Origin of the sequence: Microbacterium sp. ZW T2_14 (assembly GCF_044987405.1) — a bacterium.
GTDB lineage: Bacteria > Actinomycetota > Actinomycetes > Actinomycetales > Microbacteriaceae > Microbacterium.
Genome location: NZ_JBJDRK010000010.1, coordinates 1 through 26,751, shown reverse-complemented (window position 1 = coordinate 26,751; position 26,751 = coordinate 1). Strand labels below are relative to the sequence as shown.

The 26,751-nt window shown below is 71.0% G+C and carries 22 protein-coding genes and 1 pseudogene; 9 read left to right on the top strand and 14 right to left on the bottom strand.

Annotation, left to right across the window (positions count from 1 at the left end; translation table 11 throughout):
- Positions 1-257: 257 nt before the first annotated feature.
- The 5 genes from ACI3KY_RS05365 to ACI3KY_RS05345 all read right to left on the bottom strand — a co-directional run bounded on the left by ACI3KY_RS05365 (position 258) and on the right by ACI3KY_RS05345 (position 5,330).
- Complete coding sequence (locus ACI3KY_RS05365) at positions 258-887, bottom strand: hypothetical protein (protein WP_404929171.1); 630 nt, start codon at positions 885-887, stop codon at positions 258-260.
- Between the two features lie 5 nt (positions 888-892).
- The gene (locus ACI3KY_RS05360) at positions 893-1,789 is read right to left on the bottom strand and encodes a carbohydrate ABC transporter permease (RefSeq protein ID WP_404929170.1); all 897 of its coding nucleotides are present in this window, start codon (positions 1,787-1,789) and stop codon (positions 893-895) included.
- Positions 1,786-2,748 carry a carbohydrate ABC transporter permease gene (locus ACI3KY_RS05355; RefSeq protein ID WP_404929169.1) on the bottom strand — a complete coding sequence of 321 codons (963 nt, stop codon included), beginning with the start codon at positions 2,746-2,748 and terminating at the stop codon, positions 1,786-1,788. The genes ACI3KY_RS05360 and ACI3KY_RS05355 overlap by 4 nt, the downstream gene beginning before the upstream one ends.
- 61 nt (positions 2,749-2,809) lie before the next feature.
- Positions 2,810-4,141, bottom strand: a complete 1,332-nt coding sequence (locus ACI3KY_RS05350) for an ABC transporter substrate-binding protein (protein ID WP_404929168.1) — start codon at positions 4,139-4,141, stop codon at positions 2,810-2,812.
- Positions 4,142-4,256: 115 nt separating this feature from the next.
- Entirely contained in the window at positions 4,257-5,330 is a 1,074-nt protein-coding gene (locus tag ACI3KY_RS05345; protein WP_404929167.1) for a LacI family DNA-binding transcriptional regulator, read from the bottom strand.
- A gap of 107 nt (positions 5,331-5,437) precedes the next feature.
- On the opposite strand from ACI3KY_RS05345, the gene ACI3KY_RS05340 reads away from it, so the two are divergent.
- Together ACI3KY_RS05340 and ACI3KY_RS05335 are read left to right on the top strand one after the other, a co-directional pair.
- Positions 5,438-7,438, top strand: coding sequence for a DUF2264 domain-containing protein (locus ACI3KY_RS05340; protein ID WP_404929233.1), 2,001 nt, complete (start codon positions 5,438-5,440; stop codon positions 7,436-7,438).
- A complete protein-coding gene (locus tag ACI3KY_RS05335) occupies positions 7,435-8,445 on the top strand; it encodes a hydroxyacid dehydrogenase (RefSeq protein WP_404929166.1) in 1,011 nt (336 codons plus the stop codon). Before ACI3KY_RS05340 ends, ACI3KY_RS05335 begins: the two co-directional genes overlap by 4 nt.
- 45 nt (positions 8,446-8,490) lie before the next feature.
- Here the strand turns inward: ACI3KY_RS05335 and panB are convergent, their stop codons facing one another.
- Genes panB through ACI3KY_RS05320 form a run of 3 tightly spaced genes read right to left on the bottom strand, consistent with a single transcriptional unit; the run spans position 8,491 to position 11,107 of the window.
- Entirely contained in the window at positions 8,491-9,348 is an 858-nt protein-coding gene (gene panB, locus ACI3KY_RS05330) for a 3-methyl-2-oxobutanoate hydroxymethyltransferase (RefSeq protein ID WP_404929165.1), read from the bottom strand.
- The gene (gene panC, locus ACI3KY_RS05325) at positions 9,348-10,229 is read right to left on the bottom strand and encodes a pantoate--beta-alanine ligase (protein WP_404929232.1); all 882 of its coding nucleotides are present in this window, start codon (positions 10,227-10,229) and stop codon (positions 9,348-9,350) included. The genes panB and panC overlap by 1 nt, the downstream gene beginning before the upstream one ends.
- Positions 10,226-11,107, bottom strand: coding sequence for a DUF2520 domain-containing protein (locus ACI3KY_RS05320; RefSeq protein WP_404929164.1), 882 nt, complete (start codon positions 11,105-11,107; stop codon positions 10,226-10,228). The genes panC and ACI3KY_RS05320 overlap by 4 nt, the downstream gene beginning before the upstream one ends.
- Positions 11,108-11,418: 311 nt before the next feature.
- Here ACI3KY_RS05320 and ACI3KY_RS05315 point away from each other — a divergent pair, with 311 nt between their 5' ends.
- Entirely contained in the window at positions 11,419-11,745 is a 327-nt protein-coding gene (locus ACI3KY_RS05315) for a carboxymuconolactone decarboxylase family protein (protein WP_404929163.1), read from the top strand.
- Between the two features lie 21 nt (positions 11,746-11,766).
- Here ACI3KY_RS05315 and ACI3KY_RS05310 read toward each other — a convergent pair whose 3' ends face one another.
- Positions 11,767-14,010, bottom strand: coding sequence for an AAA family ATPase (locus ACI3KY_RS05310; RefSeq protein WP_404929162.1), 2,244 nt, complete (start codon positions 14,008-14,010; stop codon positions 11,767-11,769).
- Between the two features lie 261 nt (positions 14,011-14,271).
- Between ACI3KY_RS05310 and helR the strand changes: the two genes are divergently transcribed.
- Complete coding sequence (helR, locus tag ACI3KY_RS05305) at positions 14,272-16,410, top strand: RNA polymerase recycling motor ATPase HelR (protein ID WP_404929161.1); 2,139 nt, start codon at positions 14,272-14,274, stop codon at positions 16,408-16,410.
- Positions 16,411-16,470: 60 nt separating this feature from the next.
- Here the strand turns inward: helR and ACI3KY_RS05300 are convergent, their stop codons facing one another.
- Genes ACI3KY_RS05300 through ACI3KY_RS05290 form a run of 3 tightly spaced genes read right to left on the bottom strand, consistent with a single transcriptional unit; the run spans position 16,471 to position 20,529 of the window.
- Positions 16,471-17,850, bottom strand: a complete 1,380-nt coding sequence (locus tag ACI3KY_RS05300; protein ID WP_404929160.1) for an L-serine ammonia-lyase — start codon at positions 17,848-17,850, stop codon at positions 16,471-16,473.
- Positions 17,850-19,250 carry a DUF3100 domain-containing protein gene (locus ACI3KY_RS05295; RefSeq protein WP_404929159.1) on the bottom strand — a complete coding sequence of 467 codons (1,401 nt, stop codon included), beginning with the start codon at positions 19,248-19,250 and terminating at the stop codon, positions 17,850-17,852. The genes ACI3KY_RS05300 and ACI3KY_RS05295 overlap by 1 nt, the downstream gene beginning before the upstream one ends.
- A gap of 49 nt (positions 19,251-19,299) precedes the next feature.
- The gene (locus ACI3KY_RS05290; RefSeq protein ID WP_404929158.1) at positions 19,300-20,529 is read right to left on the bottom strand and encodes an amidohydrolase; all 1,230 of its coding nucleotides are present in this window, start codon (positions 20,527-20,529) and stop codon (positions 19,300-19,302) included.
- A 142-nt stretch (positions 20,530-20,671) separates the two neighbouring features.
- Between ACI3KY_RS05290 and ACI3KY_RS05285 the strand changes: the two genes are divergently transcribed.
- The 4 genes from ACI3KY_RS05285 (at position 20,672) to ACI3KY_RS05270 (ending at position 25,495) form a co-directional block, all read left to right on the top strand.
- Positions 20,672-21,667: an Lrp/AsnC family transcriptional regulator gene (locus ACI3KY_RS05285; protein WP_404929157.1), complete on the top strand. Its 996-nt coding sequence runs from the start codon at positions 20,672-20,674 to the stop codon at positions 21,665-21,667.
- Positions 21,668-21,735: 68 nt separating this feature from the next.
- Positions 21,736-23,019, top strand: coding sequence for an MFS transporter (locus ACI3KY_RS05280; RefSeq protein WP_404929156.1), 1,284 nt, complete (start codon positions 21,736-21,738; stop codon positions 23,017-23,019).
- A 141-nt stretch (positions 23,020-23,160) separates the two neighbouring features.
- On the top strand, positions 23,161-24,669 hold the full coding sequence (locus ACI3KY_RS05275) for an SPFH domain-containing protein (RefSeq protein WP_404929155.1): 1,509 nt from the start codon (positions 23,161-23,163) through the stop codon (positions 24,667-24,669).
- 97 nt (positions 24,670-24,766) lie between these two features.
- Entirely contained in the window at positions 24,767-25,495 is a 729-nt protein-coding gene (locus ACI3KY_RS05270; RefSeq protein WP_404929154.1) for a hypothetical protein, read from the top strand.
- 18 nt (positions 25,496-25,513) lie between these two features.
- Here the strand turns inward: ACI3KY_RS05270 and ACI3KY_RS05265 are convergent, their stop codons facing one another.
- Complete coding sequence (locus ACI3KY_RS05265; RefSeq protein WP_404929153.1) at positions 25,514-25,963, bottom strand: MarR family winged helix-turn-helix transcriptional regulator; 450 nt, start codon at positions 25,961-25,963, stop codon at positions 25,514-25,516.
- 68 nt (positions 25,964-26,031) lie between these two features.
- On the opposite strand from ACI3KY_RS05265, the gene ACI3KY_RS05260 reads away from it, so the two are divergent.
- A complete protein-coding gene (locus ACI3KY_RS05260) occupies positions 26,032-26,475 on the top strand; it encodes a hypothetical protein (RefSeq protein ID WP_404929152.1) in 444 nt (147 codons plus the stop codon).
- Between the two features lie 10 nt (positions 26,476-26,485).
- Here ACI3KY_RS05260 and ACI3KY_RS05255 read toward each other — a convergent pair.
- Positions 26,486-26,751, bottom strand: a pseudogene (locus tag ACI3KY_RS05255) (hypothetical protein); the annotation flags it as partial.

Sequence of the window (26,751 nt, the reverse complement as noted above, 5' to 3'; positions counted from 1 at the left end):
TGACTCCTCGATGAATCCGCGGAGCCGTCGCTGGCCCCGACCGACACCGAAACTAAGCGCGCACGTCGGCTGTGCTGATCAATCGGACAAAACCGGTCACGACAGCACGGCGAGCGGGCGCGCGGCCGATCCTCGCCCGCCGGCGGATGCGGCATCCCGGTCCCCCATGCGGCGACGGCCGGACGATGGGGACAACGTCGGCTGAGCGCGCGACATCCCCGAGAGGCACTTCAGCTGCCGCCGGCGCCGGCCGGTCGTCAGTGGGAACGGGCGACGACCGCACGGGCCGCGAGGACGAGCATTCCGGGCACGAGCACGACGAGCGGCGCGAACATCCAGACGACGACCCCCGTGAGCGCGAGAGCGAGCAGCAGCAGCGCCGAGCCGGTGAAGTCGCGCGCGGACTCGCCGGCGGCGTCGCGGATGAGTGCGCTCCACGAGGAGGACGGCGTCCAGCGTGCCGTTGCCCGCAGAAGGACGACCGCACCGCCCGCACCGAGCAGACCCGACGCCCAGCGGAACGCCTCGCCACCCGGCATCGCCGAGATCATCGGGCTGGTGAGCGTCACCGAGATCGCCGCGAACCCGGCTGCCGCGACGAGACCCCACAGCCAGCCACGCCGGAGCGCCCGGAGGAAGTCGCGTCCGAGCTCGGCCAGCGAGTCCGCCTCCCCTTCGACGTGGCGCCGGAAGTGCGCCGCACCGGCGGCCAGGGCGGGGAGCGCCGTGACGGCGGGGATCGCGAGCACCGCGACCGCCAGGCTGACGACGATCGTCTCGGAGAAGAGGGCGAGGCCGCGGCCCGACATCGCCCGGGCGATGCGCCGCGCCCCGGCGGGCGCCGTCCGACGCCCGGCCGGGGCCGGGACCGTTCTGGTGGTGGTCATCGGGCTCAGCCCTTCAGCCCCTGCGTGGCGACCCCGTCGACGAGATAGCGCTGGAAGATGAGGAAGAACAGGAAGACCGGGATCAGGGCCAGGACCGCCATCGCCATCTGCCCGCCGTAGTCGGCGGACGAGCTCTGATCGACGAAGAGCCGCAGCGCGATCGGAAGCGTGTAGAGATCCGGGTCCTTCAGATACAGCAGCGGGCCGAAGAAGTCGTTCCACGTCCAGATGAAGGTGAAGATCGCGCTCGTCACGAGCGCCGGCTTCAGCAGCGGCAGCATGATCGACCAGAAGGTGCGGTAGTGGCCGGCGCCGTCGATGCGCGCCGCCTCGTCGAGCTCGCGCGGGAGGCCCCTCATGAACTGCACCATGAGGAAGACGAAGAACGCCTCCGTCGCGAGGAACTTCCCGAGCAGGAGCGGTGTGAACGTGTTCACCATGCCGAACGCGTTGAACATGATGTACTGCGGGATGATCACGACGTGGAACGGCAGGAGCAGCGTGCCGATCATGATCCCGAAGTACGCCGTGCGGCCCGGGAAGTCGATCCGCGCGAAGGCGTACGCCGCCAGCGCGGAGGACAGGACGACCCCGATCACCGACAGCACGGCGAGGATCGTCGAGTTCTGGAAGAAGGTCCAGAACGAGACGCCGCCGATCCCGCCGAGGGCTGTCTCGTAGTTCTCCGTCGTGACCTCGCGCGGCAGGAGCTCGGCGTTGCCGACGATCTGGGACGAAGGTTTGAAGGTCGACAGCAGCATCCAGGCCACGGGGTACAGGATGACGACGAGGATCGCCAGCACGACGACGTGGAACACCAGCTCCTTGAGCGTCCACCGGCGGCGGTCACGGGAGCGGCGGCGGCCGCGATCGGCGGTCACGAGCAGCTGCGTCGCGCTCATCGTCCTTCATCTCCTGCGTAGTGGACCCAGAGCTTGGAGCTGCGGAAGAAGATCACCGTGATGAAGGCGATCACGAGCACCAGGACCCAGGCCATGGCCGATGCGTACCCCATCTGGAAATCGCGGAATCCGCGGAAGTAGAGGTACAGGGTGTAGAAGAGCGTCGAGCGGGCCGGACCGCCCGTTCCGCCCGAGATGATGAAGGCGGAGGCGAACACCTGGAAGGCGTTGATCGTCTCGAGCAGCAGGTTGAAGAAGATGACGGGCGAGAGCATCGGGATGGTGATGGCCCCGAACTTCCGGATCGGTCCAGCCCCGTCGACCGACGCGGCCTCATAGAGCTCATGGGGCACCTGCTTGAGTCCGGCGAGGAAGATCACCATGGGCGCACCGAACTGCCACACGGCCAGCAGGATGAGCATCGGCATGGTCTTGTCAGGATCGCCGACCCACCCGCCGGCCGGGAATCCGAAGAACTGCTGGATGCTGTCGACCGGCCCGTCGTCGATGAACATGGCCTTCCACACGACGGCGATCGACACGGATGCCCCCACCAGCGAGGGAAGGTAGAACGCGGACCGGTAGAAGCCGCTGCCGCGGAACGCCGCGTTCAGGATCAGGGCGACTCCGAGCGCAGCCGCGAGCTTGAGCGGCGTGCCGACGAGCACGTAGACGGCAGTGACCTTCCAGGCCTGAAGGTAGTCGGGGTCGCTCCACAGCCGCACGAAGTTGTCGAAGCCGACCCACTGGGGCGGGCTGAACAGGTTGTAGTCGGTGAAGGCGAGGTACAGCGACGCCACCATCGGCCCCGCCGTCAGCAGCAGGAACCCGATGAGCCAGGGCGCGAGGAAGACGTATCCTGCGCGGATGTCCGCCCACCGGCGTCGGTGCCGGCGTTGCGCCGGAGGGGGTGTCAGCTGTTCCGGCGGTGCCTGTGGAGCGAGTGTGTCGACGGTCATGACGTTGCCTCTCCCGGGTGGCGCAGGCGGCGTGCATCCCTGCACGCCGCCAGCGTCGCGGTCACTTCAGTGCGTTGTCGGCCTCGGCGAACCAGCGCTCAGCCGCTTCGGCGGGCGTCGCCGCCCCGTAGGCGACGTCCTGGCTGATCGTCACGAATGTCTGCTCGAGAGTGCCCAGCCCTTGAACGGCGGGCGGCGCCTGACCGTCGAGCTTGTCGGCCACCGACTCCTGGTACGCGAGGATCTGCTCGTCCAGCCCGCTCGCCTCGATGCCCTCGGCCGCCGTGGCTGAGGCCGGCACGCCACGCGACATGCCGAAGATCGCGCCGACATCGGGATCGTTCACCAGGAAGTCGATGAAAGCGGCCGCCTGTGCAGGATGCTCGCTGTTGGTGCCGATGGACAGCATGAGGCCCGGCTTGAGGAACATGCCCGTGTTGTCCTCGTCGTCGTACGGCGGCATCGCGAGCGACAGCTCCGGCGCCGCCGGGCCCTCGCTGAAGCGGGGAAGGAAGTTCGCCCAGCTGATGTCGCTCGCGATCTCGGCGGCACCCAGTGCGTCGACGCCCTCGAACTGCGCCTGCCGCTCGGCCGGCATCGCGCCGCCCGAGTCCTGGATCGTGGCGCTGCGCGACCACCAATCGGCCAGGTCGGCCTGCTCGAAGCCGAGCTCGCCGTCTTCGATGAACGACAGACCCTGCTGTCCGAGCCAGATCTGGAACAGCCAGAAGTACTGGGTGTAGTCCAGCGACCCGTACACCACCGGGTCGCCCGAGGCGCCGGCGGCGGATACCTCCGCCAGGAGGTCGTCGTACTCGTCCCACGTCAGCGGCCCCTCGGGCACCTCCACGCCCAGCTGCTCGAGCAGTGGGCCGTTGAAAAGCGTCGCGAGAGTGCTGCTCGAGGATGCGAGGCCGAAGATCTGGTCGTCGACCGCGCCCGCCTCGACGAGCGACGGCTCGATGGCGTCGGTCGCGATGGTGTCGCCGAGATACTCGTCGAGGGGCAGCACATGGCCGAACCCGCCGTACTCGGCGAGATAGGCGAGGTCCATCTGGAACACATCGGGAAGGGTGCGGCTCGCAGCCTCGGTGTTGCGCGCCGTCCAGTAGTCGCCGAAGCTCGCGAAGCTGGTCTGGATGGTGATGTTGGGGTTCTGCTCCTCGAAGAGGTCGATCGCTGCCTCGTACCGCTCCGCGCGGCTCGCGTCACCCCACCATGCGAAGTTGAGGGTGACCTTCTCGTCCGGATCCGCCGAAGCCGCCGGCTCGGCGCCTCCGCCGGAGCACCCGGTGAGGATCGCGAGGCTGCCGACCGCGAGGAGGGCCCCCGCGGTGAGCGCGCCTCGCCGTGCCGTGGACCTGGCGGCACTGGTGATTGCTCGGGTTGTCATCGGAGCCTCCTTGCTCGTTGCCTCTCGTCGGCCACCCGGGGACGTGCACCGGGGGCTGTGCAGAGACAATGTAGGTCGGCGTGGCGACCGGTCGTGCCCAAGCGGACAAAACCGATCAGACACTCGCTCCGCACGATTCGCGCACGGTCAGGCGCGGCAGCATCGTGATGTGCCGGGCGGCACTCGCGGCCCTGTCGGGTGCCGCGATCCGCTCGGTCAGGATCCGCATCGCCTCGTGGCCGAGATCGCGTCCCGGCGGCGTCACGCTGGTGAGGGGAACCATCGCGAGTCCCGCGGTGTCATCGTCGAAGGCGACGACGGCGAGGTCGTCGGGCACCCCGATGCCGCGATCCATCGCCAGCTCCACCAGCCGGGCGGCGTGGACGTCGGTGTGCACGAGCGCCGCTGTCGTCCCCGCCGTGCGACAGGCCTCGAGGAACGCCACGAGCGCGGCGTCGAGCGGATCGCCGTCGCCCTCTCCCTTGGGCAGGGCCACTGAGGGCGCCTCGTCGAGCCCGAGCCGCGCCACGGCGGCGCGATATCCCTCGCGCACCAGCGGTGCGGTGGGCGTGCGATCGAAGAGTGCCAGGCCCACCGCCGCGTGACCCAGCCGCGCGAGGTGCTCCACGGCCAGCTCGGCGCCGCGCTCGTGGTCGGTGCGGGCGCTGTCGTAGACGGCGAGGGAGGTGGATTCCAGCCGCCGCTCCAGGAACACGACCGGCACGGGAATGGCGCTCACCCACTCCGCCAGCTCGGCCTCGGTGCGATTGCGCATGGTCGGCGCGAAGACGATACCGACGACGCCGATCTCGATCAGTCGCTCGACCTGCCGTTGCTCGAGATCCTCCCGGTACTGCGACGTGGCAAGCACCACGCGCGTCCGGACGCCGTGGGACGCGGCATCCATTCCGCGCACGATCTGGGGATAGTGACTGACGGAACCAGGGACCACCACGCCGACATTCGTGCGAGCGGCCTGCGGGATCGCCGGGGCGCCGACGGCGATCGCCCCGCCGTGGACGCGGGCGAGCTTGCCCGACTTCTCCAGCTCCACGATGTCGCGACGCACCGTGACCTGTGAGACGCCGAGCTCTGCGGCGACGTCGGCAGCGCTCACGCTGCCGTGCAGAGCCACCTGCCGCAGCAGATGCTCGTGGCGTGTCCTCGGCAGCGAGTTGTGTCCCGTCATGGTGCGAAGTCCGTCCGTCGCAGTCTGTTCGACTTGGCCGATGCTGATCGGAATTGTCCGAAAGGGCCGATGGCTACAGGAGCGTAATGCACGATCGACGGGTGACGATGACGTACGGGGAACCCGAAGTGGCGACGACGACAGGGCGAGGTCGCTGGGAGGCTCTCGCGGACCGACTGCTCGAGAGCGTCGCCCCGTACGCGTCCCCGAGCGGCTCGCTCATCGTGCTTCCCGGTCCGGCCAGCGCCTCCGGGCGCTGGAGCGACGGGCTCGAGGGGTTCGCTCGCACCGGCCTGCTGGCCGCCTTCCGCATCCGCGGCGCGGACGGCGACGACCCCGCGCACCTGATCGAGCGCTACGCCCGCGGTCTGGCGGCCGGAACCGACCCGTCGCACGCGGAGCGCTGGCCGACCATCGCGGAGCGGCGGCAGGCGGTGCCCGAGGCGGCGTCCGTCGCGATCCTTCTCTCGGAGACGCGGCCGTGGCTGTGGGAGCAGCTGGATCCGGCGGTGCAGGAGCGCACGGTGGACTGGCTGGCCGGCGTCGTGGGCACCAGCGGCTACACGAACAACTGGACGTGGTTCCAGACCGTCATCGAGACCTTCCTGCAGTCGGTGGGAGGACCATGGCGCCAGGACGATCTGGATCGCAACACCGAGATCCAGGAATCCCTGTACCGCGGCGACGGCTGGTACTCCGACGGCGCCGGACCAGACGGCTCCCAGCAGAACTTCGACCACTACGCGGGCTGGGCGTGGCACGTGTACCCGCTCTTCCAGGCGCGCATCCTCGGTGCGGACCTGCCCCAGGTCCACCGCGAGCGCCTGCGCGCGTTCCTCGACCAGGCGCGAGACCTCGTCGGAGGGGCCGGGGCGCCCCTCTTCCAGGGCCGTTCCCTGACCTACCGGTTCGCGACGCTCGCCCCGTTCTGGGCCGGCACGATCGCCGGAGAGACGCCGCTGCCGACGGGCACCACCCGGGCCCTCGCCGACGCGGTTCTCGACCACTTCGTGGAAGGCGGCGCCATCGACGAGCGCGGGTTGCTCTCGATCGGCTGGCACCGGGAGTTCCGGCCGCTGCGCCAGGCGTACACGGGCTCGTCGTCGACGTACTGGGCGAGCAAGGGGATGATGGGCCTCCTCCTGCCGGAACGGCACCCCGAGTGGTCGGCCGCGCCAGAGGCTCCGGCTTCCACCGAGTCGGTGCGCCTTCGCTCCTTCACGGCGCCCGGCTGGCTGGTGGTCCGCTCGGAGGCCGATGGGATCGCGCGCGTGCTCAACCACGGCTCCGACGGGTTCCGTGGCCCCGGGGGCGGAGTTCGCGCCGACAACCCCCTCTACCACCGGCTGGGCTACTCGACGGCGACCTCTCCCGACCTCTCGCTGGAAGGCATCGCCGAGCCGCTCGAATCCCACGTCGCACTCCTCGACGCCGCCGGGTCGCCCTCCCACCGCGACCGCATCCAGCGGGTGCACCTGGGCGACCGCGTCGCGGTCTCGCGCTCGCGGGTGCACTGGCTGGACACCCCCGCCACCGCGGGTGCGGGCGCCGCCACGGCCGGTGCGGTCGCCGACGTGGCGGGGTGGGCAGCCCTGCGACGCGGTCCGCGTGTCACCGTCGCGTCCGTCGTGCACGGCGTCCGGGAGCTCAGGCTGGCATGGTGGAACGCCGTGGCGTCGGACCCCCAGCCGACGGCGATCGACGACCTCGACGCGGTGTGGCCCGAAGCCGAAGGACCCTGGTCGTTCCGCATCGGCGGCTGGGCGCTGCCGGTGCACGACGGGCGATGGCAGGCGCCGGATGCTTCCACGGCGATCCGGGACGACGGCGTGGCGTCGGCGGTCATCGGCGTACGGGGCCTCGAGCGGCAGGGCCTCACCCACCGGACCGGCGGCGACCCGTTCGGGGCGGGCTCGGTCACGCCCTGGGCCCGGGGCACCGTGCCCGCCGCCGAAGGCGAGGTCGTCGCAGCACTCGTGGCGCTCGGGACGATGAGCACCCTCGATCTGGAGACGCCGCCACAGATCGACGTGGCGGCGGGTCGCATCACGGTGCGCTGGAGCGACGGCGCCGTCGACGTCGTACCGGCCGACGGGGTGCGTGCGTGAACCCGGAGGCGCGCCCGAAGGCGCTGCTCGCGATGGAGTCGCCCCAGCTCGCGGCAGACCTCTTCGGCATTCGCGCGCGCCGCGATCTCGACCGCATCGTCGCCGTGCACGAGTCCGTGCTGACTCCCGATCTGCTCTCCGTCCCGGCGTCGACCGCCGACACCGAGATCCTCATCACCGGCTGGGGCGCTCCCCGGCTGGACGAGACGATGCTCACGCACTGGCCGCGCCTGCGGGCGGTGGTCCACGCCGCGGGATCGGTGAAGCGCCTCGTGACCCCCGCCGTGTGGGAACGCGGCATCCGCGTCTCGAGCGCCGCAGGCGCGAACGCCGTGCCCGTCGCGGAGTACACCCTCGCGACCATCCTGCTCAGCGCGAGTGACGTGCTCCGCTCGGCATACGACTTCCAGCGGACTCAGGACATGCTCGCTGCTCGACCGCGCGGCGACATCGGCGCGTTCGACATCACCGTGGGGGTGATCGGGGCATCGAGGATCGGCAGGCGGGTGCTGGACCTGCTCCAGCCGTTCGACATCGAATGCCTGCTCGTCGATCCGTCGCTGTCCGGCGTCGAGGCCGCCGGGCTCGGTGCCGAGCTCGTCACGCTGCCGGAGCTCCTCACGCGCTCACAAGTCGTCACGATCCACGCCCCGGCACTGCCCGAGACCTATCGCATGATCGGGCGGGACGAGCTCGCCCTGATGGCCGACGGAGCCACCCTCATCAACACGGCGCGCGGCTCGCTCGTCGACACCGACGCCCTCGTCGACGAGCTCCGCGCCGACCGGCTTCGAGCCGTGCTCGACGTGACGGATCCGGAGCCGCTCCCCCCGGGGCATCCGCTCTTCTCCCTTCCGGGCGCGACGCTCACGCCGCACATCGCGGGGTCGATCGGCAACGAGCTGCGGCGCATCGGACACCACGTGGTCGCCGAAGTCGAGCGATTCGTCCGCACCGGCGAGCTCTCGGACGAGGTCACCTCCCCCGATCTCGCTCGGATCGCGTAGGGGCGAGGTCGCCTGCGATCGAGTCCCGGTCGGCTCGGCGGCCGCTCAGCCGCCGTGCTGCGGGAGCGCTTCGCGGGCTGCCGTGACCGCGGCCTCGTTCGCGCTGTAGGCGTGCTCGGCACCGGGGAATGCGCCGCTGCGGACCTCCGCCGCGTACGCCGCGACGCCGCCGACCATCTCGTCGCCCACGGCCGCGAAGCGCTTGACGAAGGCCGCCGTCCTGCCCTCGGTGATGCCGAGGAGGTCGTGCATCACCAGCACCTGGCCGTCGGCCCGACCGGCGCCGATGCCGATCACGGGAATGTCGAGCGCCGGCAGCACGACGTCGACGACCTCGGCCGGCACCGCCTCGATGACGAGCACGCTGGCGCCGGCCTCCTGCACCGCGACGGCCTCGCGCGCGAACCGCGCGGCGGAGTCGGCCGTGCGGCCCTGCGCGCGCATGCCGCCGAGTGCGACCGCGGTCTGCGGCGTCAGGCCCACGTGCGCGACGACGGCGATGCCGGCCCCCGCGATCGCGCGGATGCGGCTCAGTCGCGTCTCGCCGCCGCCCTCGAGCTTCACGGCGTCGGCGCCCGCCTCGCGGACGAACCGCACCGCGGTCTCGACGGCCTGCTCGTCCGACACCTCGGTCGAGCCGAACGGCAGGTCGCAGACGACGAACGCCGACTGCACGCCGCGGCGGACGGCACGGGCGAGCACGAGCATCTCGTCGACCGAGACCGCGACGGTCGAGCCGTAGCCCAGCACCACCTGCGCGCCGGAGTCGCCGACGAGCACCATGTCGACCTCGGCCCGCTCGGCGACGCGCGCCGTCGGGTAGTCGTAGGCCGTGACCATGACGATGGGCTCGTGGCCGGCCTTCATCTCTTCCAGCCGCCGAAGCGTCACCTGCGGGCGCATCACGCATCTCCTCCGTCGATCACGGTGCTGTCGATCACAGCGTTGTCGATCACAGCGTTGTCGATGAGCCGGGTCGTGCCCACGCGGGCCGCGACGGCGACCAGCGTCGGCCGCTCCAACCGCGAGACCGGCTCGAACGTCTCGGGGTCGACGAACGCGACGTACTCGAGTGCGATCATCCCCTCGGCCAGCACGTCCAGCGCCCGGTCGCGCAGCGCGCCTGATTCACGGATGCCGGAGGCCGCGGCATCCGTCACAGCTCGCAGTGCGCGGGGAATGGCCAGCGCCCGCGCGCGCTCGTCGGGCGACAGCCGCGCGTTGCGGCTGGAACGCGCCAGGCCGTCGTCGTCGCGGGACGTCGGGCACACGACGAGCTCGACCGGCACGTCGAGATCTGCGACCAGGCGTCGGAGCACCGCGACCTGCTGCGCGTCCTTGGCGCCGAAGTAGGCGGCGTCGGGGAGGGCGGCCAGCAGCAGCTTCGTCACGACCGTCGCGACGCCGTCGAAGTGGGCCCGGCCGCGCTGCGCGCCCTCGAGCGTCTCGGCCACAGGGCCGGTCACGCTCACGGTCGTGGCGAAGCCGGAGGGATACATCTCGCCGGCATCGGGGGCGAAGACCACGTCGACGCCCGCCTCGGCGGCGAGCGCGACGTCGCTCTCCTCGGCGCGGGGATAGGCGGCGAGGTCGGCCTGCTCGTTGAACTGCGTCGGATTCACGAAGATCGACATCACGACCGTGTCGTTGTCGCCGCGCGCGGCGCCCACGAGCGACAGGTGCCCCTCGTGGAGGGCGCCCATGGTCGGCACGAGCCCGATGCGGCCGCCGCGCCGATCGCGCAGCGCGGATCTCAGGTCGGCGACGGTGCGCACGACGATCACCACGAGCCCTCCTCCTGCGCCGGGCCGCCCCCGGCGGCAGCGGTGGCGGCGGTGGGGGGCACGCCGATCGCGCCGGTCGGGCGTGATGCGCGGGTGGCGGCGACGTCGCGGGTCGCGGCCGAAGTCGCGGCGGTGCGCGTCGCGGCGAGATCGCGGGTCGCGGCGGCGAGGGCGTCGAAGAGGGCGAGGCGCTGCGGCATCCGTTCCGCCACCGCCGCGCGCTGGCGCACCACCGTCGCGTCGTCGCCGCGTGCGATGGGACCGGTGAGGGCGGATGCCGCCCCCTGCGCCTGCCAGTTCTCTACCGTGGCGCGCACGAGCGGCGCGAAGGCCGTCCGGGGAACGCCTGCCGTCGCGGCGAGCTCCTCCGCGAAGCCCTCGAGGGTCAGGAGGAAGTTCGAGGCGATCGACGCCGCTGCGTGATACGCCGCACGGTCGGCGTCGTCGATCGGGAACGGCGTCATGCCGAGTGCCTGCGTGAGCGCCGCTGCGGCCTCGAGCGCCCGAGGCGATGACCCCGCGACGGCCGCCGGCACGCCCGCGAACGAGGCGTCCTCACTCGCGACCGTCATGAGGGGATGGATGCCGAGGGCCTCGTGCGGTGCGAGTGGCTCGAGCGTCGTCGCACCCGAGAGGTGCCCCACCAGCCGCCCGGGGGCGATGTGGTGGGCGGCGGCGCCGATCTCGGCATCCGGAACCGCCAACAGCACGAGGTCGGCGTCGCGAGCCGTGGCAGCCCGGCCGAGAGGCCCGCGCACGTCGGCGCCCGCTCTGCGCAGGGCAGCGACGAGGGATCGCCCCATCCGTCCATCGCCGACGATCGCGATCGTGCCGAGCGCCGCAGCCGCGCGCGCGTGATCGGAGTCGAGGTCCGGCATCGTCGCCCTCCTGTGTCCGCGGCTGGTGAACCAGGTTCAAAAGTACCCTGCGGTTCCTGCCGGCTCCGTCCGCGGCGGTGGCGGCATCCACTCCCGTCCCGCCTGCCAACAGGTCAACCGCGCTTCCGCAGGAGGTTGCAACGTTCCAACGTCCTGTGGAAGCGCAGTTCTCCTACGGAAGGCGTCGACCCGACCACATCAGCGAGCCTTCGCGACGCTCCGCGCAGTGATCATGCGATCTGAATGGTGCGCGCGGCCCTCCCCCGTAGTGCACTGGCTCTACGTTGTCGGGCTGCAGTGGAGGAGAACACGTGGACGATGTCGAACGGCTCCGGCGGTTCTGCGTCGACGACGCCTCCCTCGCGGACGGCTCGGAGGCGCCCTGGTCGGAGGCGCTCGATGGACGCACCATCGCTCTGATCCGCATCGGCGCCCTGATCGCGTCGTCGGCTCCGGCCGCGTCCATGCGGTCGGCCGTCGACGAAGCGGTCGCCGCCGGCGTGACGCTCCACGAGATGGTCGCCGTGCTCGACGGCATGGTCGGCGTCGTCGGGCTTCCTCGTGCGGTCGCCGCGGCGCCCCGGATCGCTGCAGCGCTCGGCTACGGCGACGACCTCGTGCCCGACCCGTTCCTCTGACGCGCCCGCACGGCGACGCCGTCAGCCGCCCAGCAGCCCCAGCGCGCTCGCGCGCTCGACGGCGGCGCCACGGGTGGTGACGGCGAGCTTGCGGTAGATCGACCCGACCTCCGAGCTCACCGTGTTGCGTGAGATGAACAGGCGCTGACCGATCTCAGCGATGGTCAGATGGGTCTGCAGGTACGGCAGCAGGCGCAGCTCCGCCGGTGTGAGCGGCACCGAGCCGCCCGCCGCCGGCTCAGCGGCGAGGGCGCTCCGCAGCTCCTCCACGTGCGCCAGCACGGCTCCGACATCCGGGCGCTTGCGGAGAAGGTCGTCGATCTCGCGGACCAGGTGCCACGCCGCGGAGCGGTCGCCCAGCGCGACGTGCGCCTTCGCGAGCTGGATCCTCGCGCGGATCGAGACGGACGGCAGGAGGCGGGTGCAGCCGATGCGCGCGCGCATGCCCCGCGCGAGGAGGCGCGCGCCCTGTTCGCGCTCGCCGTCGTGCACCGCCACCCGCGCCGCCACCGCCAGCGCCAGCGTGGTGGTGGGGTAGCCGTCCATGTGACTCACGTCGATGGCCTCGACGCCGCGCTCCGCGTGCTCGCGGGCGCTGCCCCAGCGGCCCGCGTCGATCTCGAGCAGGGCGAGCTCGGGCCGGCACAGGATGACGGTGTCGGGATTGCCCATGGCCGTCGCCACGTCGATCGCCTCTTCGAACGCGCTCTTCGCCGTCTGGAGGTCGTCGACCAGCAGGTGCGCCGATCCCCACAGGTGCAGGGCCTGATCGCGCCAAGGGCTCGTCACCGGCTCGTGCTCCATGCCGTAGGCCGCGTCGGCCAGGGCCCGCTCGGGCCCGTGCTCGCAGAGGGCGGCACGGACCATGGCGCGAGCCGACTCGAACGGCACGCGATCCGGCTCGGGAAGGGCGGTCACATCGAACGCCTCGAGGATGCGCGACCACCGCTCCCCCGCCGGCACGTCGCCGAGGAGGATGGCCGTCCACGTCATCGACACGACGAGCGACGGGTAGCTGCGGACGAGGTCGTCACCCAGTCGGGAGAGCCACCGTTTGACGGTCGAGACCTGCCCGACCTGGTACATCGGCAGGCCGAGCTCGGCGATGCGATCGGCGGCACGCTCGGTCTCGCCGGCCTGCAGCAGATGCTCGACGGCCTGCACGGGCGCACCGTTGATCTCGTGCCACGCCGCGGCACGGCGGTGCAGCTCGGCCACCGCGGCCGCGCCCTCCGCCCGCTCGAGCTCGGTCACGAGGAATTCCCGGAACAGCGGGTGGAAGCGGAACCACCCGCGGTGGTGGTCCATCCCGATGAGGAAGAGATTGGCGCTCTCGATCTCGCGCAGTCGAGCGCGGGAGTCCTCGATGCCGAGCACCGCATTGCACGACGCCGCGGAGAGCTGGTCGAGCACGGACGCGCGGCGCAGGAACGACTGCGTGTCCTCGGGAAGTCGGGCGACGCATTCGCGATACAGATAGTCGGCGACGAACCGGTCCTCCCCCGTGACGGATGCCGCATCCCCACCCGATCGCGCGACCAGCGCGCACAGGAACAGCCCCGTCGGCCAGCCTTCGCAGCGCTCGACGATGGAGCGCAGGTCCGCGTCGTCGACGTCCTCGGCGCCGGCGTGCTCGAAGATGGCGCGGGCGCCGGCATGATCGAGCGACAGATCCGTGGCGGTGATCTCGGCCGCATCTCCGGCTGCGCGCAGGCGCGCGATGAGCGAGGGCTCCCGGCGGCTCGCCAAGACGATCTGCGATCCCTCGGGCACGTGCGCGAAGAGCACCTCCATCGCGTCCTGGCAATCGGGGGAGTCCGCCCAGTGGAGGTCGTCGACGAACAGCACGAAGCTCTCGGGTGCTGCCGCGAGGACTGCGGCCAGCATCGGCGCCGAACGCCCGAGCGCCGCAGTGCCGACACCGCGCATGTCGGCGATGACGGACGCGGCCGCCGGCGAGAACGAGACGGATGCCGCGGCGATCACCGACAGCAGCGATGCGGGGTCCACCTCGGTGCGGTCGAGCGAGACCCACGCGACGGTTCGCGGATCGCCGGCCGCCCACTCGGCGAGCAGGGTGGACTTGCCGTATCCGGCCGGGGCGGTGACCGAGACGACGCGCGCGCCGCTGTCGCGCGCGCGGTCGATGAGGGCGCGCCGGCTGACGGCGCCGGGCCGAGCGGGTGGGGTCTGGATCTTGCTGCTGAGCAGCACCGCCTGCAAGTCCGGTCCCCCCAGGACCGGCTCACGGAGAGTCTCCGTCACTTTCCGCATCCTAGGTGCGCAAGGGGTGCGCCACCAACACGCCGGACGCATCGCCGACGCCGGCCGAAATGCGACCCGTGCGGGTTGCGTCGCGCCAGACCTCCCCGTCCGGCTGCGGCAACTCCCTGCCACTACCAGGATAACGGCGCCAGGGGGCCTTGCCGCAAGGGCCCCCTGAGGGCGCATACTGGTCGGTCGCGACGCGCTCCCGCCCCGTTCTCTCCCCCACCCGCGTCGCGCAGTCAGCCAGGAGCAGATGCCGTGAATCCCATCCAGACCAGCCCCTTTCAGCTGCCCGACCGTCTCGCCGCCAAAGCCGACCCTGCACTCATCGGCGATGACGAACGCCACTTCGCCTCGATCGCCGAGAGCCTGGGCCAGTCGATCGCCGGCATCGAGGATCGCCTCGATGCGCTGCGCCGTCAGCCCGGCGGCCATGGCCAGGCCGGGCTCGAGCGAGACCTCGAGATCCATCGGCTCTCCGCCCGCCTGCGGGTCCTGCGCCGCTTCAGCGTCGATGCGTGTCTGGGCCGGATGGTCCCCGCGGACGGCTCGCCCCCGATCTACATCGGCCGTTTCGGACTCCGGGATGCTGCGGGCCGACGCCTGCTGGTCGACTGGCGCACACCGGCGGCCGAGCCGTTCTTCGCCGCGACCCACGCGCAGCCGATGGGTCTGATCAGCCGACGCCGCTACCGCTGGACCGGGCGGCGTGTGACGGACTACTGGGATGAGGTGTTCACCCCCGAAGGACTGGAGAGCAACGCGGCCCTCGACGACCAGTCCGCATTCATCGCGAGCTTGGGCGCGAGTCGCTCACCGCGCATGCGCGACGTCCTCGGCACCATCCAGGCGGACCAGGACGCGATCATCCGCGCCGGGTCGCGTGGGGCGCTCGTCGTCGATGGCGGCCCCGGCACCGGCAAGACCGTGGTTGCACTGCACCGCGCGGCGTACCTCGTGTATTCGGATCCGCATCTCGGCGAAGGGCGCGGCGGCGTGCTGTTCGTCGGCCCGAGTCCTGCCTACCTCTCCTACGTGGAGGACGTGCTTCCGAGCCTCGGCGAAGAGAGCGTGCAGACCTGTACGCTGCGCGACCTCGTGACCGAGGGGGCGATCGCTGCGGCCGAGCCTGATCTCGCGGTCGCACGCCTGAAGGCGGACGGCCGCATGATCGACGCGATCGAGCCCGCCGTCCGGCTGTACGAGGAGCCCCCGACGAAGCCCTTCCTCGTCGAGACCCCGTGGGGCGAGCTGGTGCTCAGCCCGCAGGACTGGGCCGAGGCCTTCGCCTCGGCCGAACCCGGCACGCCCCACAACGAGGCGCGCGACCAGGTGTGGGAGACCGTGCTCGACATCCTCACCGACCAGGCCGACGGCGAGGAGGTGCCGCTGCACCAGCTGCGCCGGGCGCTCGCCCGCAACGAGGACCTCACGCGCACCTTCGCCCGCGCGTGGCCGCTGGTCGAGGCATCCGTCGTCGTCTCCGATCTCTGGAGCGTCCCCGCGTACCTGCGCCGGTGCGCACCCTGGCTCACGCCCGACGAGGTCGATGCGCTGCAGCGGAGCGCCCCCGCCGCCTGGACCACGTCGGACCTCCCGCTGCTCGACGCCGCCCGGCGCCGGCTCGGCGATCCCGCAGCCTCCCTGCGTCGGCGGCAGCGCGATGCCCGGCTCGCGCGCGAGCGGGAGTACATGTCGCAGGTCGTCGAGCGGCTGAAAGAGGCCGGCGACGAGATGATGCAGTGGCTGGACGGCGAGGACCTCCGCAACAGCCTCGTCGACGAGTCAGTCCTCGAGTCGGCCGACCCCGACCTGCTCGCGGGGCCGTTCGCGCACATCGTGATCGACGAAGCCCAGGAGCTCACCGACGCGGAATGGCGGATGCTGCTGGCCCGCTGCCCGTCGCGCAGCTTCACGGTGGTCGGCGACCGGGCTCAGGCGCGGCACGGCTTCCGGGAGTCGTGGCAGGAGCGACTCGAGCGGGTCGGTCTCTCGGAGGTCGAGATCGCCTCGCTCACCATCAACTACCGCACGCCCAGCGAGGTGATGGCCGAGGCGGAGCCCGTCATCCGCGCGGCGATCCCCGACGCCAACGTGCCGACGTCCATCCGCTCGAGCGGGATCCCCGTGCTCCACAGCGCGGTGCCGGACCGCGACGCGATCCTCGAGGGCTGGCTGGCGCGGCATCCCGAGGGTACGGCCGTCGTCATCGGCGACGCGTCGTTCGCGCCACAGGACCGGGTGCGGTCGCTCACCCCCGAGCTCGCCAAGGGGCTGGAGTTCGACCTGGTGCTGCTCGTCGAGCCGTCGGGCTTCGGCGAGGGGATCGAGGGCGCCGTCGACCGGTACGTCGCGATGACCCGGGCCACGCAGCAGCTTGCCGTGCTGGAGGGGTAGCGCCCATCCCGCCGGCAGGTCAGCAGTGAGCAGGCGCGACGGACCCTCTCGGCGTCGCGCTCAGCACTCGACGACGTTGACGGCGAGCCCCGCGGCGCTCGTCTCCTTGTAGCGGGACGACATGTCGGCTCCGGTCTGGCGCATCGTCTCGATCGCGGTGTCGAGGTCCACGATGTGCCGGCCGTCGCCGAGCAGCGCCAGGCGGCTCGCCGTCATCGCCGTCGACGCGGCCACCGCGTTCCGCTCGATGCAGGGGATCTGCACGAGGCCCGACACCGGATCGCAGGTGAGGCCGAGGTGGTGCTCGATCGCGATCTCGGCGGCGTTCTCGATCTGCTCGGGCGTACCGCCGCGCACGGCGGTGAGGCCTGCGGCCGCCATCGCGCAGGCGCTGCCGACCTCCGCCTGGCAGCCGGCCTCAGCTCCCGAGATCGAGGCGTTGGCCTTGATGATCGATCCGATCGCGGTCGCCGTCAGCAGGAACCGGCGGATGAGCTCGGCGTCGAACCCCGCCGTCACGACCGATTGGTAGAGCACGGCGGGAAGAACGCCCGCGGCGCCGTTCGTCGGCGCCGTCACGACCCTTCCGCCCGCCGCGTTCTCCTCGTTGACCGCGAGCGCATAGATCGACACGGCCTCCGCCGCATCCGACGACTCACCGCGGGCGGCGAGCTGACGCCACGCGGCCGCCGCCCGGCGCGGCACCCGCAGACCGCCCGGCAGCACCCCGTCGGACTGGAGGCCGCGCTCGATGCACGCCCGCATCGCCGTCCAGATCGCATCGAGCCCCCGTCGGGCCGCGGCCGCGCCGTGGACGGAGACCTCCGCCTCCCAGGCGACGTCGGCGATGCTGCGTCCGCGTGACAGGTCGAGCAGCTGGCGCATGCTGCCGAAGGCGAGAGCGCTCGGCTGCTCCGGACGCGGCCCCGACGCATCGGCCGGCGACGGCTCTCCGAGCCGGCGGATGAAGCCGCCGCCGATGGACAGATACGTCTCCTCCACGACGCCACCCGAGGTGAGCTCGGCGCGCAGAGTGAGGGAGTTCGGGTGCCCGTGCGGACGCTCGCGCGGCGCGAACGTCATGTCTTCGCGCGTGAACCGCACGCCTTCGATGTCGAGCGCATGACCTGCCCCGAGGTCCGCCCATGCGCCGTGCACGATCGCAGGATCCACCGTCTCGGGGCGGTGCCCGCGCAGGCCCGCGATGACAGCATCCGGAGTTCCGTGCCCCAGGCCCGTCGCGGCGAGGGAGCCGTCGAGGCGGCAGCCGAACCGGATGACATCCACGAGCAGCCCGCCGTCGGCGAGACCATCCCGGAAGTCGGCGGCCGCGCGCATCGGGCCGACGGTGTGCGAGCTCGACGGGCCGATGCCGATCGAGAAGAGGTCGAGCGCGGAGGTGTAGACCCCGCGCTCGACCTCCAGGGCGATGCCCGTCATCAGCCCCACAGCCCCAGCGCGAACTCGGCGACGACGGCCGAGAGGATGAACGATGCCGCGATCGCGACCGTGCCGACCGGGATGATCTTCCAGCCGATGCTCTTGAGCATCGGGAGGTCCTTGCCGAGGCTCAACCCGGCGATCGTGAGCATCACGGTGATGAGCGACAGGAAGTCGATGGTGTCCGACACCGTCGTGAACCACCCGGCGACGGGCGAGACGGGCGACGTGAGGAATGCGCCCACGGTCATCACCACGATGATCGCGGGCACTTTGCCGCGCGTCACCTTGGCGAGCGCGATTCCGCCTGCGACCAGCGCGCCCATCACGAGGTACGCCGCCACCATGTCCCATGAGAAGCCCTTGGCCGCGATCGTGGCGACGATGATGCCGGCGAAGCCGATGATGAGCAGTGACACCCAGAGCGGCACCCGCACGTTCGGCTTCTCGAGCACCGTCTCGGCCACGGTCTTCACCGCCGCGGTCGGCATGGCGCCCTTGGTCTTCGATCGGCGGCCCGGCAGTGCGGCGTCCTTGTTGCGGGTGAGGAGCTTGTAGAAGCGGTCGGCGAGAGGCAGCGACACCCACACCCCGATGTAGACCCCGAGCACACCCGTGATGAGGTTCGAGGTCGCGGCGAGCGCCAGCACCTGGTCCTGCATATCGGGATGGGCCGACACGATGACGGACGCCGCCGCCGCCATCATCGATCCCGAGCCGACCCCCGCGCCCATGGCGAGCGCAAGAGGGTCGAAGATCCCGAGCGAAGCGGCGAGCGAGGCGATGAGACTCACGATGATGGCGCCGAAGATGGTGCCGAAGACGTACATCGAGAGCACTCCGCGGTACTGCGGCGAGTCGGAGCCGTAGCGCTCGCTGACCATCGCGAACGAGCCCTCGCGATCGATGGAGAAGGTGGCGCCGACGGTCGCCGGCCCCATGCGCAGCAGCACCGCCAGCGGAAGCGCCAGTGCGATGGTCCCGAACAGGTGGCCGACCTCCTGCAGCAGCAGCGCGGGGCCCGCCTGGAGAAGCAGCGGGATATTGGGGCCGATCGTGAACGAGAGCCGCGCGCAGAGGAAGAGCACGGCGACGCCCATGATGACCGTGGCCGCCTGCTGCAGGTCGATCGGCAGCGGCTTGAGACGCTGCCCCGAGATGACGGCGCCGGCGGTGATACCCCAGATCATCGGCAGCAGCGTCACCGACGCGATGCCCAGGGGGATCACGATCGGCCCGATCGCCTGCGCACCGGCCGAGATGGCCATGACCAGTGCGATGAGGATCCACAGCCGTGGGCTGCGGAATCCGAGGGCGATGACGGATGCCGTCTTCTGAAGGGGGCGGGGAGACTGCGGTCCTGTCGAGGCGACGTTGCCTTCGTGAGTGGGAGCGGTCATGTGGGTTCTCCAGGTGGGGAGGCTGCGCCGTCCGCGTGAGCGGGGTCGGTCATGCCTCGAGCGTGGTCCGGGTCGCCCCGACGGGGCGCTCGGCGGTGCGGTGGAGCAGATCGGCGCGCAGGGCGTCGTCCAGGGCGACGTCGAGTACCGTCCACGCGAGGATCGTGGCGGCGTCGATGACGGCCTCGTCGGCTGCGGGGGTGGCCGCAGCAGCGGTGAACTCGGGATTGTGGGCGGGGCCCGTCTGCCCGAGGAAGGCGATGGTGGGGTGGATCGAGGGCACGACCTGCGACACGTTGCCCATGTCGGTGGAGCCGCCGCCCATCTTCGCCACGCCGATCGTGCGGCCCCGCGCCACGAGGTTGCGGTCCCAGAGGGCGCCGAGCGATGCATCGTGCGTGACCGGCGCGTACGGGTGCTCGGTCGGCGACCACTCCCAGCGGCATCCGGTCGCGATGGCGGCGCCCTCGAAGCACGAGAGCACGCGCTTCTTCATGTCACGCCACACGTCGATGTCGTAGGCGCGCAGCTCGACCTGCACGACGGCGCGGTCGGGGATGATGTTCGTCGCCTGACCGCCGTGCGAGACGTAGGCGTTGAGATTCGTGTCCTTGGGGAGCTGCTGGCGGAGGAAGGCGATCGCGGTCTGGGCGATCGCGGCCGCGGACGCCGCGTTGAGGCCCTGCTCCGGCATGCCCGCGGCGTGCGCGGTCCTGCCGTGGAAGACGACCTCGAACCGATCGACGGCGGTCGCGCTGAAGGCCGTCGCCGAGATGTCCTCGCCGGTCATGCCGTGCACCATGAGCGAGAAGTCGACGTCTTCCCACGCACCGTCGAGAAGCATCGCCACCTTGCCGCCGCCGTGCTCTTCCGCCGGCGTGCCGAGCAGCTTGATACGGAGGCCGGCCGCGTCGGCGAGCGGTGCCAGGGCGAGCGCGGCGCCGACTCCTGAAGCGGCGATGACGTTGTGCCCGCAACCGTGGCCGATGCCGGGAAGGGCGTCGTACTCGGCGCAGATCGCGACGGTGAGGTCGCCGGTGCCGTACACCGCTTCGACGGCGGTGGCGACGCCGTACGCCCCGACCTCGACGTCGAAGCCGGCATCCTCGAGAGTGCGCGCGACGAGGGCTGCGGCCTCGTGCTCCTGCCACGACAGCTCCGGGTTCTCGTGGATCGCGTGGCTGAGCGCGAGGAGCTCGTCACGGCGTGACTCCACGTCGTCGGCGGCATGGCGCTTCAGGTCGGTGAGGGTGACGGCGCCGGTCGTGATGAGGCTCACGATGATCCTTTCGTCGGTGCGATCGATGCGGCAATGGTGCGCCTGGACATGTTTCGAGCAGATGAATCCGCCGGATATCTGCGGAATATCGGCCTATGATGCGTGAGAATCCTGTCGGCGGCGACATGGCGAAAGGCCTTCTGTGCACGCGATCACTCTCGATCAGATCGATCGACGGCTCGTCCACGCTCTGCAGATCGAGCCGCGCGCAAGCTGGAACGAGCTGTCGCCCGTCATCGGGGTGGATGCCAGCACGCTCGCACGCCGGTGGGCACGACTGCGTGAAGAGGGCATCGCGTGGGTCACGGGGCATCCCACCGGTGGGCAAGTGTCGATCATGGAGATCGACTGCGAGCGGGCGAAGATGGATGCCGTCATCCAGGAGCTGCAGCGAGACCCCGCGGTCTACGTCCTCGACGTCACCTCCGGATCACGCGACCTCATGGCCATCGTCTTCGCCCCCGACATCGCGGGGCTGTCGGACTATTCGCTTCATCGCCTCGGCCGGCTCGACGGCGTCCGATCGGTTCGCACCCACCTCGTGAACGAGACGCTCATCGACGGCGCGAGCTGGCGACTGCGCGCGCTGGAGCCGGTCGAGGCGCAGGGTGTCCGCCCGCCGAGGCCGCCGCGGCCACGTGCGGCGCAGCGCGTGTCCGACGACCTGCGCGAGGCGATCGAGCGTGAGGTGTGGGCGGACGGCCGCGTGCCGATCGCGACGATCGCCGAGCGCAGCGGATTCGCGCCGCAGCGCGTGGCCGATGCGCTCGCGACCCTGCGCGCGAGGGGAAGCCTGCGGTTCCGCACCGACATGGCGCGCGCGGCATCCGGTTGGCCGATCTACGCCTGGTACTTCGTCGAAGCCCCCGCACAGGTGCTCGAGGCCGCCCGCACCGCCATCACGGCGGTACCCGAGGTGCGGCTGGCGATCACTGCGGCGAGTCGCTACAACCTCATCCTCGCCGTGTGGCTGCGGCGACTGGCCGACGTCAACCGCTTCGAACTCGCGCTCGAGAACGCGCTGCATGGCGCGCGCATCGGAGACCGCGCCGTCGTGCTGCGCATCGCGAAGCACATGAACCAGACGGTGGGCGCCGACACCCGCGCAACCGGGTTCGCCGGACCGGCCTCCCCGTAGACGGTGTCGGCGGCGAGGGCTACTGTCGCGGGTGTCGTCCGAATCCTCGCGGGAAAGGCGGTGCCGCCATGTCCATGACCAGGCCCGCGCCGTCCCTGCCCACGCCCCGCCGGGTGCAGGGCACGTATTACACGCTGCTGCTCGGCAACACCCTCGCCGCGTCGTTCATCTGGGGCATCAACACGCTGTTCCTGCTCGATGCGGGGCTGTCCAACCTCGAGGCGTTCTCGGCCAACGCGTTCTTCACCGCCGGCATGCTCATCTTCGAGATCCCGACGGGGGTCGTGGCCGACACCGTCGGCCGGCGTGCGTCGTACCTGCTGGGCACGATCACGCTGGCGATCACCACGGTGCTGTATTGGATGCTGTGGGTCTGGCACTCGCCGTTCTGGGCGTGGGCGGTGGTGTCGGTGCTGCTGGGCCTGGGCTTCACCTTCTTCTCGGGCGCGGTGGATGCCTGGCTCGTCGACGCCCTGAAGGCGACCGGGTACCAGGGCAGCCTCGAGACCGTCTTCGGCCGCGCGCAGATCGTGGGCGGCGTGGCGATGCTCGCCGGGTCGGTGCTCGGCGGCGTGATCGCACAGCTGACGAACCTGGGGGTGCCGTTCCTCATACGCGGCGGCATCCTGCTGGTGATGTTCGTCGTCGCCGCCCTGCTGATGCGCGACCTGGGGTTCCAGCCGGATCGCAGCGAGGGCCCCATCCGGGCGACGCGCACCGTGCTGCGCGCGTCCATCCGCTACGGCCTCGGCGATCCGCCGGTGCGCTGGCTGATGCTCACGAGCCCCTTCACCGCGGGCGTCGGCATCTACGTCTTCTACGCGATGCAGCCGTACCTGCTGGAGCTGTGGGGTGACGAGGAGGCCTACTCGATCGCCGGACTCGCCGCCGCGCTGCTGTCGGGCGCGTCGATCGTGGGCGGTCTGCTGGCCCCGCGGGTGCGCAAGCTCTTCCGCCGTCGCACGTCCGTGATCCTGCTGGCGGCGGTGTCGAGCGCGATCGTGCTGATCGGGCTCGGACTGGTGCGCGACTTCTGGTTCGCCGTGGTGCTGGTGGCGCTGTGGGGCATCGCCTCCGCGATCGACGATCCGGTGCACCGCGCCTACCTCAACGACATGATCCCGTCCAAGCAGCGGGCGACCGTGCTGTCGTTCGACTCGCTGATGGGCTCCGGAGGCGGGGTCGTCTTCCAGCCCCTGCTGGGACGAGCGGCGGATGTCGGGGGCTACGCCACCTCGATGCTCTGGAGCGGAGTGATCTCGGCGGTGGCCGTGCCCTTCGTACTGCTGAGCAGGGCGCAGCGGCCGCCGGCCGACACGGCCCGCGAGGTCACCGCCGACGCGGAGGTCTAGCGCGGGTTCGCTCGAAGGCGGGTTCTTCGCGAGCCGCCGCGGCATCCACAGGTTGCGGCACGGGTCCACCGACGCACCGCGCTGCCAATAGATTCGGTGTACGGCCCGCACTCGGCGAGCCCGACCTGGAGAATCCCCCACATGGATCTGTTCGGCGTGATCGGCATCGCAGCAGCTGCCGGAGTCGTGCTCGTCGTAGCCCTCATCGGCTTCATCCTCTTCCGCGCCTGGTACCAGGTGCCGAAGGCCGACGAGGCCATCGTCATCGTCGGCAAGAAGGCCCGCGACAGCACCGAGGGCGAAGCGAACAAGATGACCGTCATCAGCGGTCGCGGAGCATTCGTCAACAAGCTGACGCAGCGCTCCGACAAGGTGTCGCTGCGGTCGCGGCAGATCAAGTTCGAGCCCACCGCTCAGACGATCAACGGCGTCACCATCGACCTCACCGGCGTCGCCCTCGTGAAGATCGGCTCCACGCCCGATCAGGTGCGACGCGCGGCCGAGCGCTTCGCATCGCAGGATGACGCGATCGTCGTCTTCACCACGGAGCAGCTCGAGGGTGCGCTGCGCGGCGTCGTCGCGAAGCTGACCGTCGAGCAGGTCATGCAGGACCGCCAGAAGCTCAGCGACGAGATCGCCCAAGGCATCTCGGGCGATCTGCTGGCGCAGGGTCTGGTGCTCGACTCGTTCGCGATCCAGGGCATCACCGACAAGAACAATTACATCTCCGCGCTCGGCGCCAAAGAGGTGCAGCGTGTCAAGCGCGAGGCGGATGTCGCCGAGATCGATGCCACGCGCGAGGTGAAGAAACGCCAGCTCGCCGCCGACGAGGCGAACCTCATCGAGCAGACCGCGCTCGACAAGAACACCGCCGCCGCGAAGTCGGAGGTCGGCCGGGCGAACGCGCAGGCAGAGCAGGCGGAGAACCTCGCCCGCGCCGAGGCCGAGCAGGGCGTGCTGCTGCAGGAGGCCAACAACACCCAGGCGCGACTGGACGCCGAGGTCAAGAAGGTCGCCGACGCCGACAAGTACCGGCAGCAGACGCTGGCCGACGCCGAGGCCTACCAGCAGCAGGCGGCAGCCGACGCGGAGGCCTACAAGCGCGAGAAGAACGCCGAGGCCGACCGCAAGGTCGCCCAGGAGCGCTCGGATGCCGACGCCTACGCGGTGAAGGCGCAGGCCGAGGCACGCGAGGCCTCCGCATCAGCCGAAGCGGCCGCCGTCCGCATGAAGGCGGAGGCCGAGGCCGCCGCCGTCCGCGTGCAGGCCGAAGCCGAAGCGGAGGCGATCCGCCTCCGAGGCAACGCCGTCGCCGAGGCGGTCGCCGCCGAAGCCGCCGCGCTGCGCGAGAACCAGGACGCGATCCTGGCGAAGGAGATCATCGGTCACCTGCCGCAGCTCATGGCCGAGTTCGCCAAGGGCTACGAGAAGGTGGGAAGCATCACTCTGATCGGCGGCGACAGCGCTGCCACCCACCTCGCCCGGGAGCAGTCGGCGAGTCTCACGGCGACCTTCGAGAGCGTGAAGGCCGCAACCGGGTTCGACCTCGGAGCCGTGATGCAGGGCCGCGCCTTCGGCCGCGGCGTCGCGGAGGGAAACCACCAGGTGACCACCACGACGGCAGTGGACCCCGAGCCCGTCGCCTCCTGACGACGCGTTTCTCAGCGCCCGCCCGCGTTGCGGGCGGGCGCTGTCACGTGATGCCGGGACCCCGGCGCGATGCGCCGATGAGTCGTAGGGTGGGCGCGTGTCGATCATGACCGTCATCCGCAGCGCGGCCGGCACTGCGCTGCTCGTCAACGCGGTTCCCCACGGCGTGAGCGGCGTCCGGGGCCGGCCGTTCCCGACCCCGTTCGCCGATCCGCCGGGCGTCGGGCTGTCGTCCCCCCGCGTGAATATCGGCTGGAGTGCGGCCAACGCGATCGCGGGCGCACTCCTGCTGCGACGCGGCATCCGATCGCCCGGTGAAGCCGTCGGAGCTGCCGCTGGCGCTGTGGCGATGGCCGCCGTCACGGCGTACCACTTCCGCGACGTGCTCGCCGGGGGAAGCGGCCTCCGAGGCACGCGGAGCGCACGTCGGGCTGCGGACGGTTCGAGCCCGCCGCCGCGGAGTCTGGTGAAGGCGACGGAGCCGATCGCGAAGGCGCTCGCCGGACGCCGCGGATTCCCGCTGTGGGCCGTGGTCCACCATCGTGGACGCACGAGCGGGACGGACTATGAGACTCCCGTCGCCGTGGTGCCGACGCGAGATCCGGACGTCGTCCTGATCGGTCTGCCGTGGGGGGCGAAGACGAACTGGGCGCGCAACGTCGTGGCTGCCGGCGGAGCCGACCTCTCCTGGAAGGGTGCCCGGCGCCCGACCACGTCGCCGCGCATCATCGGCCCCGGTGAGGCCGCAGCACTCGCGAAGCCGCTGTTCCGCCCCATCGTGCAGCGGATGCCGGCCGCCATCGTCCTGCAGCGCTCCGCGCACTGAGGCGACCCCCGCAGCGGCTCAACGCGGCTCGACGTCGCTCGCGTCGTCGGGCGCCACAGCGGCCAGCGCATCGGAGAGCAGGGCGAGCTGCGCCGGCTCGAGGCCCCCGAAGAGGTCGTCGGCGACGGCACGGGTGTGCTGCTGCGCTTGGATGAGCGTGGCGGAGCCGTGCGACGTGAGAGCCAGCAGCCAGCTCCGGCGATCCTCGGTGGACCGGGTCTTGGAGACGAGCCCGAGCCGTTCCAGATCGTCGATCGTGCGCACCATGCCGGTCTTGTCCACGTGCAGCCGTCGGACGAGTTCGCCGTGCGTCGCGATGCCGTCGCGGATGAGGAACATCGCCGTGACGTGGCGATAGCCCAGTCCGAGGGGTTGGAGGGCCGCGTTGAGTCGCTCGGTCGCCACGGCATACGCGCGGTGGAGCTGCAGGCCGACCAGGAGGGGACTGACGTCGCGTGGCCCGGTCACGTCACTTCCTTCCATATCGTTCCAATCGGGATTGTTTCATTTGAAACTATATCCCTAGACTGTGGGCCATGAGCACACATGATGTCGCCGAGTCCGCGCCGATCTGGCCGCGAACCCTCCTGCGGGTCTCGCTGACCGTCGCGGCAGTCCTGCTGCTGTCGCAGTCGATCACGGCCGGGCTGTTCATGTCGGAGCTGCGCGCGGCGTTCCCGGTCCATCGAGAGCTGGCCACCGCTGCCGGGATCGCGCTGATGGTCGCCGTCGTCGCGGGCGTGATCTGCGCGCGCCGAGGCGGCGGCTGGTGGCCGGTCTGGGCGACGATCGGGATGCTCGGGCTCATGTCGCTGCAGGCGTTCGCGGGATACCGCTCGCTCACCGCTCTGCACGTCCCGCTCGGCGTGATCACCATCACGGCCGGGATCGCGTTCGCGGCGTGGTCATGGGCTCCGGTGGCCCGCACGACGAGCCGCCCGACGTCGAGGCCGGACGTGCAGGAGATCAGCCGGGCGTAGCCACGGTCGGTCAGGCCAGCGCCCTCCGCGCTGCGTCGACGTCGTCCACGACGAACACCTTGCGGTTGTCGTGGTCGCTGTACTGGGCGTGGACGCGCACCCCGGCGTCTGCCAGTGCGGTCATCATCGTCCCGAGCACGCCGGGCCGGTCTTCGGGCAGGGGAGCGACCACGACGTCACGATGCGTGGCGCCGACGATGCCCGCGGCCTCGAGCGCGCGCACCGCGGCTTGTCCGTCCTCGACCAGGTAGTGCGCGGCATCCCCCCACACTCCCC